The sequence below is a fragment of the Paraciimarium castrense LEGE 11436 genome, assembly GCF_056633055.1.
Window position 1 is genome coordinate 254,166 of sequence record NZ_JBSJOW010000003.1, and the last position, 14,900, is coordinate 269,065.

Annotated in this window: 10 protein-coding genes and 2 pseudogenes; 8 read left to right on the forward strand and 4 right to left on the reverse strand. The window is 58.2% G+C overall.

Features of this window, described 5'->3' with window-relative positions; genetic code table 11:
* Positions 1–150 precede the first annotated feature (150 nt).
* The 6 genes from ACWJIO_RS07015 to ACWJIO_RS07040 all read left to right on the forward strand — a co-directional run bounded on the left by ACWJIO_RS07015 (position 151) and on the right by ACWJIO_RS07040 (position 8,450).
* Positions 151–1,935 (forward strand): hypothetical protein, encoded by a 1,785-nt coding sequence (locus ACWJIO_RS07015; protein ID WP_480312338.1) that lies wholly within the window; start codon positions 151–153, stop codon positions 1,933–1,935.
* A gap of 129 nt (positions 1,936–2,064) precedes the next feature.
* The gene (locus ACWJIO_RS07020; protein WP_480312339.1) at positions 2,065–2,352 is read left to right on the forward strand and encodes a hypothetical protein; all 288 of its coding nucleotides are present in this window, start codon (positions 2,065–2,067) and stop codon (positions 2,350–2,352) included.
* A 6-nt stretch (positions 2,353–2,358) separates the two neighbouring features.
* Positions 2,359–3,318: a transposase gene (locus ACWJIO_RS07025; protein WP_480312342.1), complete on the forward strand. Its 960-nt coding sequence runs from the start codon at positions 2,359–2,361 to the stop codon at positions 3,316–3,318.
* Positions 3,319–3,529: 211 nt separating this feature from the next.
* On the forward strand, positions 3,530–4,675 hold the full coding sequence (gmd, locus tag ACWJIO_RS07030) for a GDP-mannose 4,6-dehydratase (protein WP_480312343.1): 1,146 nt from the start codon (positions 3,530–3,532) through the stop codon (positions 4,673–4,675).
* Positions 4,675–5,652, forward strand: coding sequence for a GDP-L-fucose synthase family protein (locus ACWJIO_RS07035; protein WP_480312345.1), 978 nt, complete (start codon positions 4,675–4,677; stop codon positions 5,650–5,652). The genes gmd and ACWJIO_RS07035 overlap by 1 nt, the downstream gene beginning before the upstream one ends.
* Positions 5,649–8,450: a glycosyltransferase gene (locus tag ACWJIO_RS07040; protein ID WP_480312347.1), complete on the forward strand. Its 2,802-nt coding sequence runs from the start codon at positions 5,649–5,651 to the stop codon at positions 8,448–8,450. The genes ACWJIO_RS07035 and ACWJIO_RS07040 overlap by 4 nt, the downstream gene beginning before the upstream one ends.
* 607 nt (positions 8,451–9,057) lie before the next feature.
* Here ACWJIO_RS07040 and ACWJIO_RS07045 read toward each other — a convergent pair.
* The 3 genes and pseudogenes from ACWJIO_RS07045 to ACWJIO_RS07055 form a co-directional block, all read right to left on the reverse strand.
* Positions 9,058–9,750, reverse strand: coding sequence for a hypothetical protein (locus ACWJIO_RS07045; RefSeq protein ID WP_480312349.1), 693 nt, complete (start codon positions 9,748–9,750; stop codon positions 9,058–9,060).
* Positions 9,751–10,679: 929 nt separating this feature from the next.
* Positions 10,680–11,093, reverse strand: a pseudogene (locus ACWJIO_RS07050) (transposase); the annotation flags it as partial.
* Between the two features lie 12 nt (positions 11,094–11,105).
* A complete protein-coding gene (locus tag ACWJIO_RS07055; RefSeq protein ID WP_480312351.1) occupies positions 11,106–11,426 on the reverse strand; it encodes an integrase core domain-containing protein in 321 nt (106 codons plus the stop codon).
* Between the two features lie 385 nt (positions 11,427–11,811).
* Here ACWJIO_RS07055 and ACWJIO_RS07060 point away from each other — a divergent pair, with 385 nt between their 5' ends.
* Both ACWJIO_RS07060 and ACWJIO_RS07065 read left to right on the forward strand, forming a co-directional pair.
* Positions 11,812–12,450: an ISAs1 family transposase gene (locus ACWJIO_RS07060; protein WP_480312353.1), complete on the forward strand. Its 639-nt coding sequence runs from the start codon at positions 11,812–11,814 to the stop codon at positions 12,448–12,450.
* A gap of 254 nt (positions 12,451–12,704) precedes the next feature.
* Positions 12,705–12,920 (forward strand): transposase, encoded by a 216-nt coding sequence (locus ACWJIO_RS07065; RefSeq protein WP_480312355.1) that lies wholly within the window; start codon positions 12,705–12,707, stop codon positions 12,918–12,920.
* Between the two features lie 511 nt (positions 12,921–13,431).
* Here the strand turns inward: ACWJIO_RS07065 and ACWJIO_RS07070 are convergent.
* A pseudogene (locus ACWJIO_RS07070) lies at positions 13,432–14,895 on the reverse strand (IS5 family transposase); the annotation flags it as partial.
* Positions 14,896–14,900: the final 5 nt, after the last annotated feature.

Here is a 14,900-nt window from a genome sequence, read left to right on the forward strand (position 1 = left end):
GCAGCGGCGGGGCCCGCGCTCTCCCTGTCGCTGGAGCGGCTGCGTCAGCTGCCGCTCACACCGGAGGCGCGGCTGGCGCTGCTGCAGGACCTGCGGGCCGGGGCCGGCACGGGCGGGGAGGCCGCCGCGCTGCAGGCGGAGCTGGCGGAGGTGACGCTGCGCTGCTGCGAAGACGCCTACGGCTGCGGTGCCTGGCTGCAGGCCCTGGAACACCACGATGCGCTGCTGGAGCTGGTGGCGCCGCTGGCGGCGGCGCTGCCCGAGCAGGCGGCCGGCTACTGGAGCCGCTACGGCGAGCTGCTGGCCTTCCTCACGGCGGCGGTGCATGGCGCCGTGACGAACCAGAGCAGTGATCCGCCACCGCTGCCGCTGCGGGCAGAGCTCTGCTGGCGCCTGGCACAGCGGCTGCGGCTGGCGGCGGAGCTGCCGTTCGAGCCGCCCTACTGGCTGCCGGTGCTGGAGCAGCAGCTGGTGCAGGACGGCGCCGGCTTCTGGCGGCAACTGCTGCAGGAACGCGAGCAGGAGCCGGAGCGGGCCGAGGCGCGGCGCCGGGCGGTGGAGCTGCTGCTGCGGCTGCACGCCCTGCTGGAGCCGCCCCCGGCGTGGATGCTGCAGCACGCCCGCCAGCTGGTGCAGGAGCAGGCCGCGGCGGTGCTGGCCCGGCAACCGCCCCAGCCCCTGGAGGTGGCGGCCTTGCTGGAGGCTTTGGAGCTGCTGCCGGTGGCGGAGGAACGGCAGCCGGAACTGGAGGCGGCGCTCACCCGGGCACGGCTGGCCCTGGAGCTGCTGGCGCCGGAGCTGGCGCCGCTGGTGCCGGCAGCCGGGGAGCTGGAGGCCCCGCCCCAGCCGTTCAGCTCAGCGGCGGTGGCGGCCGAGCAGGGCCTGGCCGAGCTGGTGCTTTTGCCTGAGGGGGCTGAGGCCACGCCGTTGCAGTGGGATCTGAGCCCCTTGCTGGAGTTGGAGTTTGCCGCGATCGAGGCGTCGCTGGAGGATTTCGTGTGGCACCTGCCCAAGGGCAGCAGGGCCAGGCCGGCGGCCGGTGCCCTGGGGGAGGCCCTGGAGGGGCGCTGGCGCTCGGGGCTGCGGCTGCCGCCTGAGGCCTTCGAGCGGCTGGCCCAAGGGGCGGCCGCCTGGCAGCGCCGGCTGGGGGAGCGGCTGCAGCCGCCGCCGCCGCTCGACTGGCAGCACAGCGTGCTGGTGGAGCTGGATGCCACCGAGCTGGCGGTGCTGCAGCTGCTGCTGGCCCAGCCGCAGGCCCTGGCGGCGCCGCTGGCGGAGCTGCGCCGCGAACACCACAACCCGGCCTTCTGGCAGCAGCGCCAGGAGGTGGCCTGGATGGAGGCGCCGCCACCGCTGGAGGCGCTGCGGCGGCTGCACCTGGAGGCGGGCTTCTACGGCAGCAGCCATGAGCCGCTGGCCAGCCTGCAGGCGTGGGGCCGGGAGGCCTGGCGCCTGCTGCTGGAGGCGGAGCTGTGGACCGACGACGCCGGCTGCCTGGGCCGCTGGCTGGCCCTGGCCCAGGAGCTGGCGGCGCGGGGGGAGGCACCCCTGCCGGCCCTGGGCACGCCGCCGCCGAGCGAGGCGGTGCTGGCCGGACTGGGCGGCCTGGAGGTGGTGTATGTGGGGGACCGGGCGGCGGCGGTGCAGGCGGCCCACCGGGCCGGACGCTGCTTCCGGGGTGAGCCGTTCGGCCTGCGGGTGCTGGAGGCGCCCGCCAGCCGCTGGCCGGCGCGGCCTGCCGCCGGCTACGAGGAGAGCCTGGCGGTGCTGCTGGAGGCGGTGGATGGGCTCTATCGGCAGCGGCCGTTCGCGGTGCTGCTGGCCGACTGCGGCGCCTACCGGCTGCCGCTGCTGCGCACGGTGCACCAGCGCTACGGCGTGGCGGCCCTGAGCAGCGCCCGGCCGCTGGCGGGCTGGCTGGGGGCATCCACGTAACGCCCCAGAAAGCCGCGAACCAGGGCCTTAAGCCACACGGATCCTGTGCTCCACGGGCGTTGTAATCCCATTGGGCCCTTGATCCCATGCGTATGCCCGTAGCCTGCTGGCTCAGTGCCAAGGGCAGCCATGACGCGCGAGGCCTTCGAGCGGGGCGACTGGCAGGCGGTGATCGAGGCCCATCCGCTGGAAAGCCACGACCCCCAGGCCTGGCTGCGCTACGGGGCGGCGCTGCTGCACACGCTTGAGCCCGGGCCGGAGCAGGGGAAGCAGCAGCAGCAGGCGGCGCTGGCGTTTCTGCAGGCGCAGCGGGAGGGGGCCAGTAAGGAGGAGGTGGAAGCGGTGCAGGGCGAGGTGGTAGCCCAGTTGTTGCAGCCTCTGCTGCACCTCAGCAGCTCTGCTGCCAGCGGGGCCTGAGCAGGGATGGATGGGCAGGCCCTCCGGCAACAGGCCGTCGCCCTTTGCCTGGATCAGGGCCAGGCGGTGTCAGCGGTGGCGGGGCCGCTGGGGGTGGCGCCTTCGACCCTGCGGGGCTGGCTGCGGCAGGCGCGGCTGGAGCGGGAGGTCGAGGCCTTAAGGCAAGAGCTGAAACGGTTGCAACCTGGCAATCAGGCACGAGGCGAACGGCCGCTGATCCGCACGGTGCACCATCTGGCCTGCGCGGGGGGCACGGTGATCAGCAAGTGCCTGGCGGCGATGCCCAATGTGGCCGTTCTGAGCGAGCTGAATCCGCTGAACCGCTATGGCAGCAGCTTCGAGCCCACCAACCCGTTGCTGTTGCTGGAGCGCAGCCACCGGCCGCTGACGCTGGAGGAGATCAAGGAAGATTTCCTCAGCCGAATCGGGCAGACCATGAGGATCTGCGAGAAGGACGGCATGGTGCTGGTGGTGCGCGACCACAGTCACACCGATTTCTGTCTGGGGGAGGCGCCGGGCAGTTGCACGCCGATCTGCGATTTCTTAAGTGAGGGCCATGACCTGTTGTCAGTGGTCACGGTGCGGCATCCACTGGACAGCTACCTGGGGCTGCTGGAGAAGGGCTGGCACACCCAGTTCAGCCCGAGCACGTTGGAGAACTACTGCAGGCGGTCGCTGGCGTTCCTGGATCGCTACCGCGATCTGCCGCTGCGGCGCTATGAGGCGTTCTGTGAGCAGCCGCAGGCATTCATGGAGGAGCTCTGCGGGCTGTTGAAGTTGGAGTACAGCGCAGACTTCGTGGAACGCTTCGGTGCCTTTCGGCTCAGTGGGGAGAGCGGCCGGGTTTCCACCACCGCGATCGCACCACGGCCGCGCCGGCCGATTCCGGAGGCGGTGCAGGCGGAGCTGGCTGGTTCGCCTAGTTATGTGCAGCTGCTGAAGCAGTTGGACTACTCCCTTGAGTAGGCCCTTGTGGCTGTGGGCCTGTCGCACCTCGATTCGCGCGTTGAAAACCCCGCCACCTCTGCCAGGAGACTCAGCTCAAGCTCTGATCTCGTCCGAGACCGATGTGAGCCTTCCCACATGGGCGACCCAACACGTGCGAATAGTTGCCCATGGACTTGCGGGAAACCACCGCTTCTGCAATGGTTCAGCACGCTACCAAAAAGGCGCAACAATGCCGAAAACCGCTCTGATCACGGGCATCTCCGGCCAGGACGGTTCCTACCTGGCCGAGCTGCTGCTGGAGAAGGGCTATGTGGTGCATGGCATCAAGCGGCGGGCCAGCAGCCTGAACACGCAGCGGATCGATCACCTGTATCAGGATCCCCACGAAAGTGATCCCCGCCTGGTGCTGCACTACGGCGACCTCACCGATTCCACCAATCTGATCCGGATCGTGCAGCAGGTGCAGCCCGATGAGATCTACAACCTGGGCGCCCAGAGCCATGTGGCGGTGAGCTTCGAGAGCCCGGAATACACCGCCAACAGCGACGCCCTGGGCACGCTGCGCATCCTTGAGGCCGTGAGAATCCTGGGGCTCACCAACAAAACACGCATCTATCAGGCGAGCACCAGCGAGCTCTACGGCCTGGTGCAGGAAATCCCCCAGAAGGAAACCACGCCGTTCTATCCGCGCAGCCCTTACGGGGTGGCCAAGCTCTACGCCTACTGGATCACGGTGAACTACCGCGAGGCCTATGGGATGTATGCCTGCAACGGCATCCTGTTCAACCATGAAAGCCCGCGGCGCGGCGAAACCTTCGTGACCCGCAAGATCACCCGCGGCCTGGCCCGCATCGATGCCGGCCTCGATGACTGCCTGTTCATGGGCAACCTGGATTCGCTACGCGACTGGGGCCACGCCAGGGATTACGTGGAAATGCAGTGGCGGATGCTGCAGCAGGACGGCCCCCCGGAAGATTTCGTGATCGCCACCGGCCGCCAGGAGAGCGTGCGCCGCTTCATCGAGCTCACCGCCGCGCAGCTGGGCTGGGGCGGCATCGAATGGAGCGGTGAGGGGCTGGAGGAGCAGGGCCGCCGCGCCGGCAGCGACGAGGTGGTGGTGCGGATCGACCCGCGCTACTTCCGACCGGCGGAGGTGGAAACGCTGCTGGGGGATCCCACCCGGGCGAAGGAGAAGCTGGGCTGGACGCCCACCACCACCCTGGAGGAGCTGGTGGCCGAGATGGTGGCGGCAGACAAGCAAGAGGCCAAAAAAGAGGCGCTGCTGAGGTTGAAGGGCTTCAAGGTGGTGGGTTCGATGGAGAACCCGCCCACCAGTCCGCACGCCGTGGAGCGGGCCCGCGGAGGGCTGGGTTGATGGCCACACCCGAAGACGGGCTGCTGATTCGGCCCAGCGATCGCATCTTCGTGGCCGGGCACCGGGGCATGGCAGGCAGCGCCATCTGCCGTGCCCTGCAGCGGCAGGGCTATGCCCACATCCTCACCGCCACGCGCCAGGAGCTGGATCTGGAGGATGCCGCAGCGGTACAGGCCTGGTTCGAGGTGAACAGGCCGGAGGTGGTGGTGCTGGCAGCGGCGAAGGTGGGGGGGATTTACGCCAACGACACCTACCCGGCGGATTTCCTGCTGCAGAACGTCAAGATCCAGAACAACGTGATCGAGAGCGCCTGGCGCACCGGCGCCAAGCGGCTGCTGTTCCTGGGCAGCAGCTGCATCTACCCTTGCGTCTGCCCGCAACCGATCAAGGAGGAGTATCTGCTCACCGGCCCGCTGGAGCCCACGAATGAGTGGTATGCGATCGCCAAGATCACCGGCATCAAGCTGTGCCAGGCACTGCGACAGCAATACGGATTCGACGCGATCAGCCTGATGCCAACCAACTTGTACGGGCCGGGCGATAACTACCATCCCCAGAACAGCCATGTTCTACCGGACCTGATCCGGAGGCTCCACGAAGCCAAAGAGAGAAACGATGCGATCGTCAGCTGCTGGGGAACAGGAGAGCCACTGCGTGAGTTCCGTCACACCGACGATTTCGGCAAGGCCTGCGTTCACTTACTTGAAACATACAATCCCGATCCAGGGGGGCCGGTTCAACATCTCAATGTTGGTTCTGGAACGGACCTGCCCATTCGAGAACCTGCAAACCTTATCGCCATGACAGTGGATTTCAAGGGAGAAATCTACTGGGTTACGACCAAATCCAATGGCACAACCAAGAAGCCATTAGATGTGAGCCGATTGGCAGCCATGGCCTGGCAAGCAAGTATCGCACGGAAGCAAGGGCTTGAACAGGTGTATGGATACTTTCTGAAGGGAGAAGTACGTCAATGATCAAGTCGCAGAATATTCTTCTATCCAAACAGTTGCAGAGTGCTCTCAAGGTGGCCGCTCATGGCGACACAGAATCGGCAACCAAGGCCCTCGATCTGATCCTGAAAGAAAAGCAGGCAAGCATGAGCCCTCAGGAAGTTGCGCGCGTCAGGCGAGCACTGGAGCTTGTCAACGGCAAGAAGCAGAGCATCATGGCTATCCTTCCGCCGCCACAATTCGCACTGAATCCCACAAAGATAAGCAGTGGCTCAAATCATATCGATCGGATCCAGTGGCCAAAAATATCAATTGTGACGCCGACGTACAATCAAGGGCAGTTTATCGAGGACACCATCCTCTCAGTTTTGAATCAGCGATACCCAAATCTCGAGTACATCATCATTGATGGTGGCTCTACCGATAGCACCCCTGAAATAATCGAGAAATACAGAGATCGAATTGCCTTAGCAGTGTCTGAACCTGATAAAGGGCAGAGCAATGCCATCAACAAAGGAATGAGGCAGGCATCGGGTGAAATTCTTTATTGGCTGAACAGCGATGACTTGCTTGAGCCGAACACACTGCTGCATGTAGGCGCGATCTATGCAGAGAACAGTTTCGACCTCCTCGTCGGCACCTGCACATGCTTCGACAATGATAGTCAGAAACTGCTGAATCGACACATCGCTACATTGCCATTTGGCCTTCGGACAAATGATATTACAGATATCGAGTCTACTTGGCTCCGTGGCATGTACTTTCATCAGCCAGAAGTGTTTTTTAGCAAAACAATATGGGATGCAGCTGGCGGTTACGTAGACGAAGACCTGCATTACAGCATGGATTATGATCTTTGGGCTCGCATAGCAGTGGCTTCTTCAGATGCTGCACGCATCCGAGTATCTGGCAAGAGTTTCTGCCTTTTCAGGCAGCATAGCAATCAGAAGACAAGCACAGTAGAAGCCTATCTTCCTGAGCTTCTCAGCCATAGCAAGACCCTGAGGACAAAACATCTGGGTAGCAAGAGCACTAGACATTTTTCAGGGGCAAAGGAGTTTGGAAGTAAGCTGGCTATTGCAACAATCAGCGATTATGGCTTCAATGGCGGCGCTGGTATTGCTCATAAAAGAATTTGCCAGGTGCTTCAGTCCGCAGGCCATGATGTTGTGCAGTTGTCGGGTTTCAACCAATGGCAGGCTGAAACTGAGAATGTGCCGATCAACGGCTTTTTCGATGCCTTAAAGATCCTTAATCCCAATTTGGTAATTCTTGGCAATTTGCATAATCTCAAGCACGGGCTGGAGATAGCTGAATTCAGCGCCCGCCACTTCCCGACAATCGTTGTCGCCCATGACTTCTGGTGGATAACAGGCAGATGTGCGTATACGCATGGCTGCCATTATCTCTATTCGAATTGCACGCGAGCGTGCCCAACACCGAATGAGTACCCAAAGCTAGATCCACTGCATATTCATGTCGAACACCTTCGAAAAAAGAGTCTGCTACAAAGCCCAAATCTGTACTTGCTTGCAAATTCCTCATACACCCATACAACGATCATGCAAGCCATTGATTCCTGGGGCATTCGTGCCAACCCTGTGGGGGTTGTATCGTTACCAATCACGTCAGAGGGCGCGCATCACTTAGTGGCCCCTTCAGATCAGGTAAGTTACGACAACACTGGATTAAGAAGCACTCATGAGATCAGAATCATACTCGGCTGCACAGATCACGGTGACTACAGAAAGGGGGCCGACTTGGCTGTGATAGCTCTTCGAAGTGTAATGCGAGTAGATGAGCGGATTCACATCGATGTGTATGGCCGAAATTGCGATCTAATTCTTGATACGATTCCTGAGTTCTCTAATCGGATTTTTTTGCATGGCTATCTCAGCAGCAGGGAGCAGTATTTTGACTTGCTTGCCAGTGGTGACATCTTTCTTGGCACATCGAGAGAGGAAACATTAGGGCAGACCTTTGTTGAGGCTGCCAATGCTGGGCTGGTGACTGTTGGCCCAATCGACACTGGCTATGCAGATGTTGTTAACGCCTGCCAGTATTCACTTGGCTATCAGGGTTCTGATTTTGCGGCCATTGCCGACTGCCTGCATCAGGCAATAGAACTTGTTTCTACAACAGACACTGGATTGCTGAGGGTAATCCAGGAGTCACAGGCGAAGGCCATGTTTTCAGGTGTGGCCTTTCTGAGTTCCTTCAATCAATACCTCTACCAATCTGGGCTCTGGAAACGGCTTTCCTATCATGGCCCCACAAAGATCTTCGAGCTTGACTACTACTCATCAGAAGTCCCAGAACTGATCCTCACCGATCGGCTGGGCCATGTCGGTGGCACAACACCCCGATCGAAGGATCATTCAGCGGACAATGATTTAGAAGAGGTGATTGTACCGATCGAATCGATCCGATTGGGCCCTGGGCTCTACCGTGAGAATGCTGATGGGAAGGCAGTGGTGTGGCTAACTCAAAAGTGCGTGTTGATTTTACCAGCAACTGGAATCAGTGATGTTCACGCAATTGCGATTGGCTGCCATTGGATACCAGAGCAATTGAAAGGACAAGAATGTCGAGTATCGATCTGTGGTTTTGGAGATCTTGTAAGTCTGATCCCAAGTGCTGACAGTGGGAAGATTGAATTTCAGATTGATAGAACCAGCGCCAGACTGCTTCGCTCTGTATCAATCTTGCTGGTTTCTCTGACATTCTCCGCTAGCACAAAACTCGCAGATGGTCGAGAGAACTTGGCCTTATTATGCAACGGTATCGCTCTCTGCGGAACCAGATATGCTTCATCCATATGACTACAGCCGTTCAAGCGCAAAGCTACTTGTTAGACTCGAAAGATCGAAGTCACCAGTTTTAGCCTGGAGCATACGGTATGTTGCCAGTTCGGTTTGCGGAAAGCAGTGTTGAATAAGCTCCAGAATTCCTGAGTTTAGCAACTGAGAACAAGAGGCAGACTAACTGATCAGTTTGGTTTCTCCGTTCTTGGGTGGAGGTCTCCAGATGGGTTTTCCTGAAAAAATGAGCAAGGCACCGAACGAACAAAAAAGGTAGCGAAAGTCGTAAGTCGTACGCAACAGTTCAGCCGAGGCAACAGCCTAAGCCGGCAACCATTTTAAAGATGCAATGTGCCCCTCAACCAGTTTGTCGCCGGACAGATGCCAGCCATCAGGCGAATCTGCACGCGGCAGAGAAAGAGCTTGTCGTCTTTCAAACCTGCCTCAGTATTGGCAATACTTCGAGGTGCCCTAAAGTTAGAATCATCTCGCTGGATCGTTGTTCATTAAAAATCAGCTCCTCGTCCAAAGTGAATATTAAAAACAATAAACGAAGCCGGGCAATCCTAGTTAGATGCCTATGGTCAAAGCTAGCTTGCCCTTGCAACCCATCTACACGTTATAAGTATTATATTGCCATATCCTTAATGCTTTCTAATGTTGTATCGATTTGGCTGATGATTTCTTGTGATAAACCTCTCTGCCTGAACCTATCGAAAGAGTTAGCCTGAAACTCTTGAATTAACTGCCGCCACTCATGCTCAAAAGCTGTAGGATTGTCATGCAAAGTCGTATTTGAATAAAAGCAGAATAACTTTGAATAACTTAGACTAAGCTGGCCTAGTCCTTCAAGTCTTTGCTTAAAGTATTCTGCAATTTCAGCGAATACTATTAGCTGGAGATCTGCTGCAAGTCCAATCTTAGTCCACCGATGAAGAGATGGATGGCTTTCAGCTAAAACACTATTAAAAATGTCAATATCCTTGAGTGGTAGAGGATATCCTCTCTCGGTCATGCGCTGTTGAAGTAGAAGGGTTAGATGCGAAACTGACATATTTAATTTTGGCTGATGTGAAAGACGCTGAAGCTGGCTGTCATCTAACCTAAGTACAGATTTGGCAAACCGTGCTCCAAGTGGCATCTTTTCACGAGATTCTAAGCTCATAAAAATATGCTTATCTGGCGGATCTTTGAATAGAGACTGGAAGGTAAATATTGCATCAAGCGGCCTTATCCAACGTTTCCAATCTAGAAAGTATTCTGAGAATGATTCGGCATTTGGTAAATAACGTGCTCTTTGCGCATAGCGAGAAAAGCACATTTCAGGAAGACTTCTGTAGACACATGCTAGTATGACTCTGGTAACTTTCGATGAAACAGAGTTACAGAAGTCTATTAAAGTCGAAGTTTCGAGTGATGTAAACCATTCGCTTGATATTAAGATAGTTGAGTCAGCCGTATTTGACGCAAGATAATCAAAGAAGTCTACATCTGAAAACATTGGATGTGGGCATTGGGTTATGCTTTGATCCTTTAGAAGTGAATAACATAGTGAGAAGGCATTTCCCTGTTCGCAGTTACCTGCATTGAGTCCATCTAGCTTAAGAAAGTTAGGATAGTCGATACCTAGGGAATAAAGGAAACTGATATTCTTCGAAAAGAATGCTTGTAAAGTGGTACTGCCGCAACGGGGTAGCCCATAATGAATAATAAGTGTGGCCATGAAGGGTTTCCCAAATACTGAAGAGAATGCGTAGCGTGGGTGCCTTTGACGGGTTTGGTTCGTTACTGGATTCTTGGGAGGCCTCCTAAGCTAGATTTTAGTTCACAAGATCTGAAGTGTCCAGCAGAAACCTATTGTTAGATAGATAAGTCACGAGCACCCCGTCAGCGCTGATGCTGGGATTCGCTGGATTGTTGGTGAATTGCTTCCTGATCTGCAAGCAAGGTCTCCAGCTTTCCGTGATTTAGTTCGCTCGTCTATCACATTAGCAAAAAAGACTTATCGATGACCATGGTCACTGCGCCAGGGAAGAGGTACGTTCGCTCTGATCGGTAGCGCCCCTCCGAGTGGTGTAACTCAGGAGGCCCTGTGAGGCTTTCCTGAGGGTGAACAGGGGGCAGGCAGAGGCTGACTGCCGCGACAGCTTATTGTACGCCTCAGTTGATTCACTATGAACTCTCATCGTTCAATGTGCAACTCAGCGATCAGAGGGATTGATGTCGATCAGCTGAGGTGATGGGAGTGGCTCAGTTGGTGGTGCCAGACACCACAACGTCCGGTCCTCCATCGGTGAGGATCAGCAGATACTCCGGCTGCGGGTCCTTGGTCATGGTGGCCTCGGAGAAGAAGCGGCGTCGGTCCAGCTGCCATTCCTCCTGCTTCTCCAGTAGCTGGCTGCCCTCCAGCCGCACGATCGCGGCGTCGTTGGGGAAGATGCCAACCACCCGAGTGCGGCGCTTGGCCTCCCTATTGGCGCGCCCGAGCAGGTTGGTGCTCCAGACCCTCTTCCATTGCTGCTGCGGGAAGTGGCGGAACGCCAGCACGTCCTCCCTGGCCTGAGCCATCAGCTCGGCGGCCCTGGGGAAACGCTCGGCCAGTGAGGCGGCCAGGTCATCCCAGCGCTCCACCATGCCAACGGCGCCCTCCCGGCTGAACACTGAGGTGGATGGCTTTTATTGGACAGATAGGGCCCCTGACATCGTTAACTCCGGGCGGGAGGAACAGAGTTTGGTCTCAGTGTAGACCTCATGGGGAGTTTTGCCTCCCAGGGAGCTGTGTGGTCTTACATGGCCATACCTCCAGAAGAAGCGGGCCAGGCTGATTTCGGCTTCCCAGCCATCGCCATAGGCGCGGAGGTAGACCTCCTCATATTTGACGGTGCGCCAGAGTCTCTCCACCAGGATGTTGTCAAAGCACCGCCCCCGCCTGACCAGCTGATCTTGATATCTTCTGCCTTGAGCTGCGCCACGAAGTCTCCAGGGGTGAATTGACACCCCTGATCGGAGTGAAAGATCTGTGGCTTGCGGCCACTGGCCAGAGCCAGGGCTGATTCAAAGTCTTAACTAGGGCTTGCTTCTGGCTTTCTCGTCGCCATCGCCAGTAGCGCTGCGATGTCGTGAGTTACAGCCTGCATGCCGGCTCGGATCGACTGAAACCCACCCTGTAGGAGCAGGTTGAGGGCTGCCGCCCTGAGCGTGGCCATCGCCCCAGCTCCATTGCCCCGGTAGCGGTGGGCATCCTCATGGAGCTGGGTGTCGCGAATCCAGTGCCAGCTCTCAATGCTCCAGCGGTCGCGCAACAGTTGCAGCAGGGCTTCTGGCAGGGTCCATTAGAAGTCTGTCCCGTTAGTCCTAGCGTGTTGCTGTCCGCTCCGGTTTGGTGCACAGGGCTCGCTTCTTCCTCTCGGCCTCGCCACTCGAGAACCCCGACGCCGCAACGGATCTGATCAGCTTCCTCAAGGCGCTCCCCGATTGCCGCTTGCGGCGGGGGATTTGCTACCCGCAGTGGTGGATGCTGCTGGTGGCGATCCTTTCGATCCTGAGCGGCCAGGGTTCACTGATGGGTATGGCGCGTTTTGCCAAGCGCCACCGCAAGACTCTCAACGAGCTGCTCGGCACCCATATCGCCCAACCGCCGACGGACTCGACCTTCCGGTTGCTGCTCGCTCAGCTCGACGTCGATGGTTTCGAGGCTCTGCTGCAGAAATGGATGGCAGCCCAGCCTGGCGTGGCTGAGACCGTCGAAACGCTCGTGTGTGACGGTAAGACCCTGCGGGGCTCGATCGATGAAACCGTCTCCGGCGCAGCGCGTTTCATTGCCCAGGTGAGTCTCTACTCCAACACGCTGGGCGTGGCGATCGCTCAGAGCACCTACGCCACCGACGCCGGCGGCGAGATCGCGGCCCTGCGGCTGCTGCTGGATCGCGTGGAACTGGAAGGTCTTCTGGTCCAGGCCGACGCGCTGCATGCGAACTGCCCTTTTCCCTCTACCTCGAGCAGCGTGGCGCCGACTTCCTGATTGCGGTGAAACACAGTCGCCGCAAAGGATCTCAGGTGATTTCTGATCGCCTCATCTATGGGCGCCAGACGCCATTTCAGACCAGCAAGCTTGAACGCAAGCGTGGCCGTGACCTCACCTGGACGCTGCGGGGCATGCCCGCTCCCCGGTGGGTCGTGGAGAACTGGCCGGGCAGCGCCACGATCCTGGCGGTGCGCTGTAAAGGCACCCGTGAGGGCAAGCCCGTCGACGAAACCCGTTACTAGGTCACGAGTTTGCGTGCTGCGGCCACGACGCTGCTGCGGCACGTCCGCGACCGTTGGACGATCGAGAATTCCTGGTACTGGCCCCGCGACACCCAGCTCCGGGAGGACGCGCATCGCTACCGCGAGAGCAACGGGGTGCGGATCATGGCCACGCTCCGCAGCCTGGCCATGAATGCCTTGCGCCTCGATGGCTTCTGGTCGGCCGTGTCCCTTTGCGAGCTGTAATTCCTAACGGCTCAGTGCCCTGGTCTCAGGGTCAACAGGGGTGACAGACGGGCTGTCATTCGCGAGGTATATGTTCCCCTCTTACCGTCACGATGAATTCAAACTAACTTCTCATCAGGCGTTTCACCTGGTGCGTAGATTGATTGTTGTCTAGGCCTCAAACCTCGTCGTCGTTAACTGCGCCGGCCCCTAGGTGGTGAGCACCGCTGCTGTTCCCTGAGCGGGTTATCCGGCGGCGTTCTGGTTCAGCGTCACTCAACCAGATTGCCTCCAGATAACATGTCTCGGATGCCGCACAGCAACCCAAGACGCCTGCCGAAATCAGCAGCCTATCTATAGCTGACTGTTGGAGTCTTCCGCGCAGCCACTTAGGGCCTCCTTAGAAAGTGACGCATCGACTCACTCCACCACCAAAGGACATCAGAAACGGCCTCAAGACAAATCCTCAGGTTGCAGCAGATTGATCATTCAGGAGCATCCCTTCTGATCCTCGGGCTGCTCCATTACCGGTGAGAAGCTGCAGCCAGTAGGCAAAAAGCACAAAAAGAAGCTCCAGTAGCTTCTCGAGGTTCATCACCAGCATATTGATCGCAATGGTTGAGCCTTGGGTCACTGGAAGCTTCTCGCTAATCAGATCCAGCCCAAAGCGCCGTTTCCCCTGACCGATCTTTCCTTCGACAGTGTTGCGCTGCCCTTGGTCAACGAGAAACTGCTGCTTCTGCTCAGCTACTAACTCAGGATCGTTTTTTGGACGCCCCAGCCGCGGTCCACTCAGTCGGATTCCATGACGGACACAAAAGGCTCGATTAGCTCGAGTCCGATAGATCTGGTCGGCGCAGACCACCATTGGATAGTAGCCATGGCGGCGACGACAGGCGCTTGCCTGGACCTTCAGATCCTCTCCTTCATTGTAGGGATCGTAGCTCAGCCGATCCAGGAAAGTAAAGCCGTCGTCTGTCACTGAAATAGAGACCTTGGCTCCCAACTCAACGTTGCACCGCGCCTTGCCACGCACGATCGGCCTGATGTGAGCCTGATAGAGGCTGACGATCCGGTGAGGAATGCTTCTACTGTCAGAATGGTAGAGAATTCGTTGTTGACGGACAAGTATGCTGACCACCAACAACTTCTGGTACCAGTGCCTACCGGCGACGAGAAGACTTGCCCTGCATGCGATCAGGGCATCAATGCTGGCCAGATTTCGCTCCAGATGGCCAAGCTGCTGTTTGATGGCCTTACGGATCTTGCTGATGCGAGGCCGCTTCTTCTTGTCCACGGCCAGCAACAGCTGCCTTGCTTTCTTGCGGTGTGTACGAGGCTTGAGGCCAAAGGATTCTCTGACCTGAGGGTGCATCGCGTCCATCAGCTTCTCGGGAACTACTCGTGCCTCACTGAGAAGGGATACATCAGTCGGGTGCCTGATATCGCCTGGGACGCATGTGGCATCGATTAACAGTGAACCCTGGTTGGTCGATGCCTTGGTTGCTGTCGCTTGCTGATTGCCACTGTTGGCTGATCCGCTGCCATGGTCAGCATCGTCATCAACCTGCGACACTGCAGATTGAATCACTGTCAGCCCATGACGCACGATTCGCTCGTTACAGTTATTGACAACTGACTCCGGTAGCCGCTTACGGAAATAAACCATCATCGATGGATTAAACGGCGCCGAATACTGAAAGGCCTCCAAGCCAATGAAGAACTGGAGATATGGATTCTCCTTGATCTGCTCGACCAGTTCTTCATCAGTCAGTCCCAGGCGAGCCTTGATGATCAAGGCCCCGAGCGCCATTCGGAATGGGTTCGCTGGCGCTCCAAACCTCTTGCGGAACTGTGATGCGTAGTCGTCCTCCAGGTCGTCCCAGGGGATCAGCTCGGCCAGTTTGATCCACCGATTCTCGCCAGAGCGTTTGCCGCCAAAGGGAAGGAATAAGTCCTCAAACGAGAGCCGATGGCGAGGCTCGCGTCGATACATGTGGA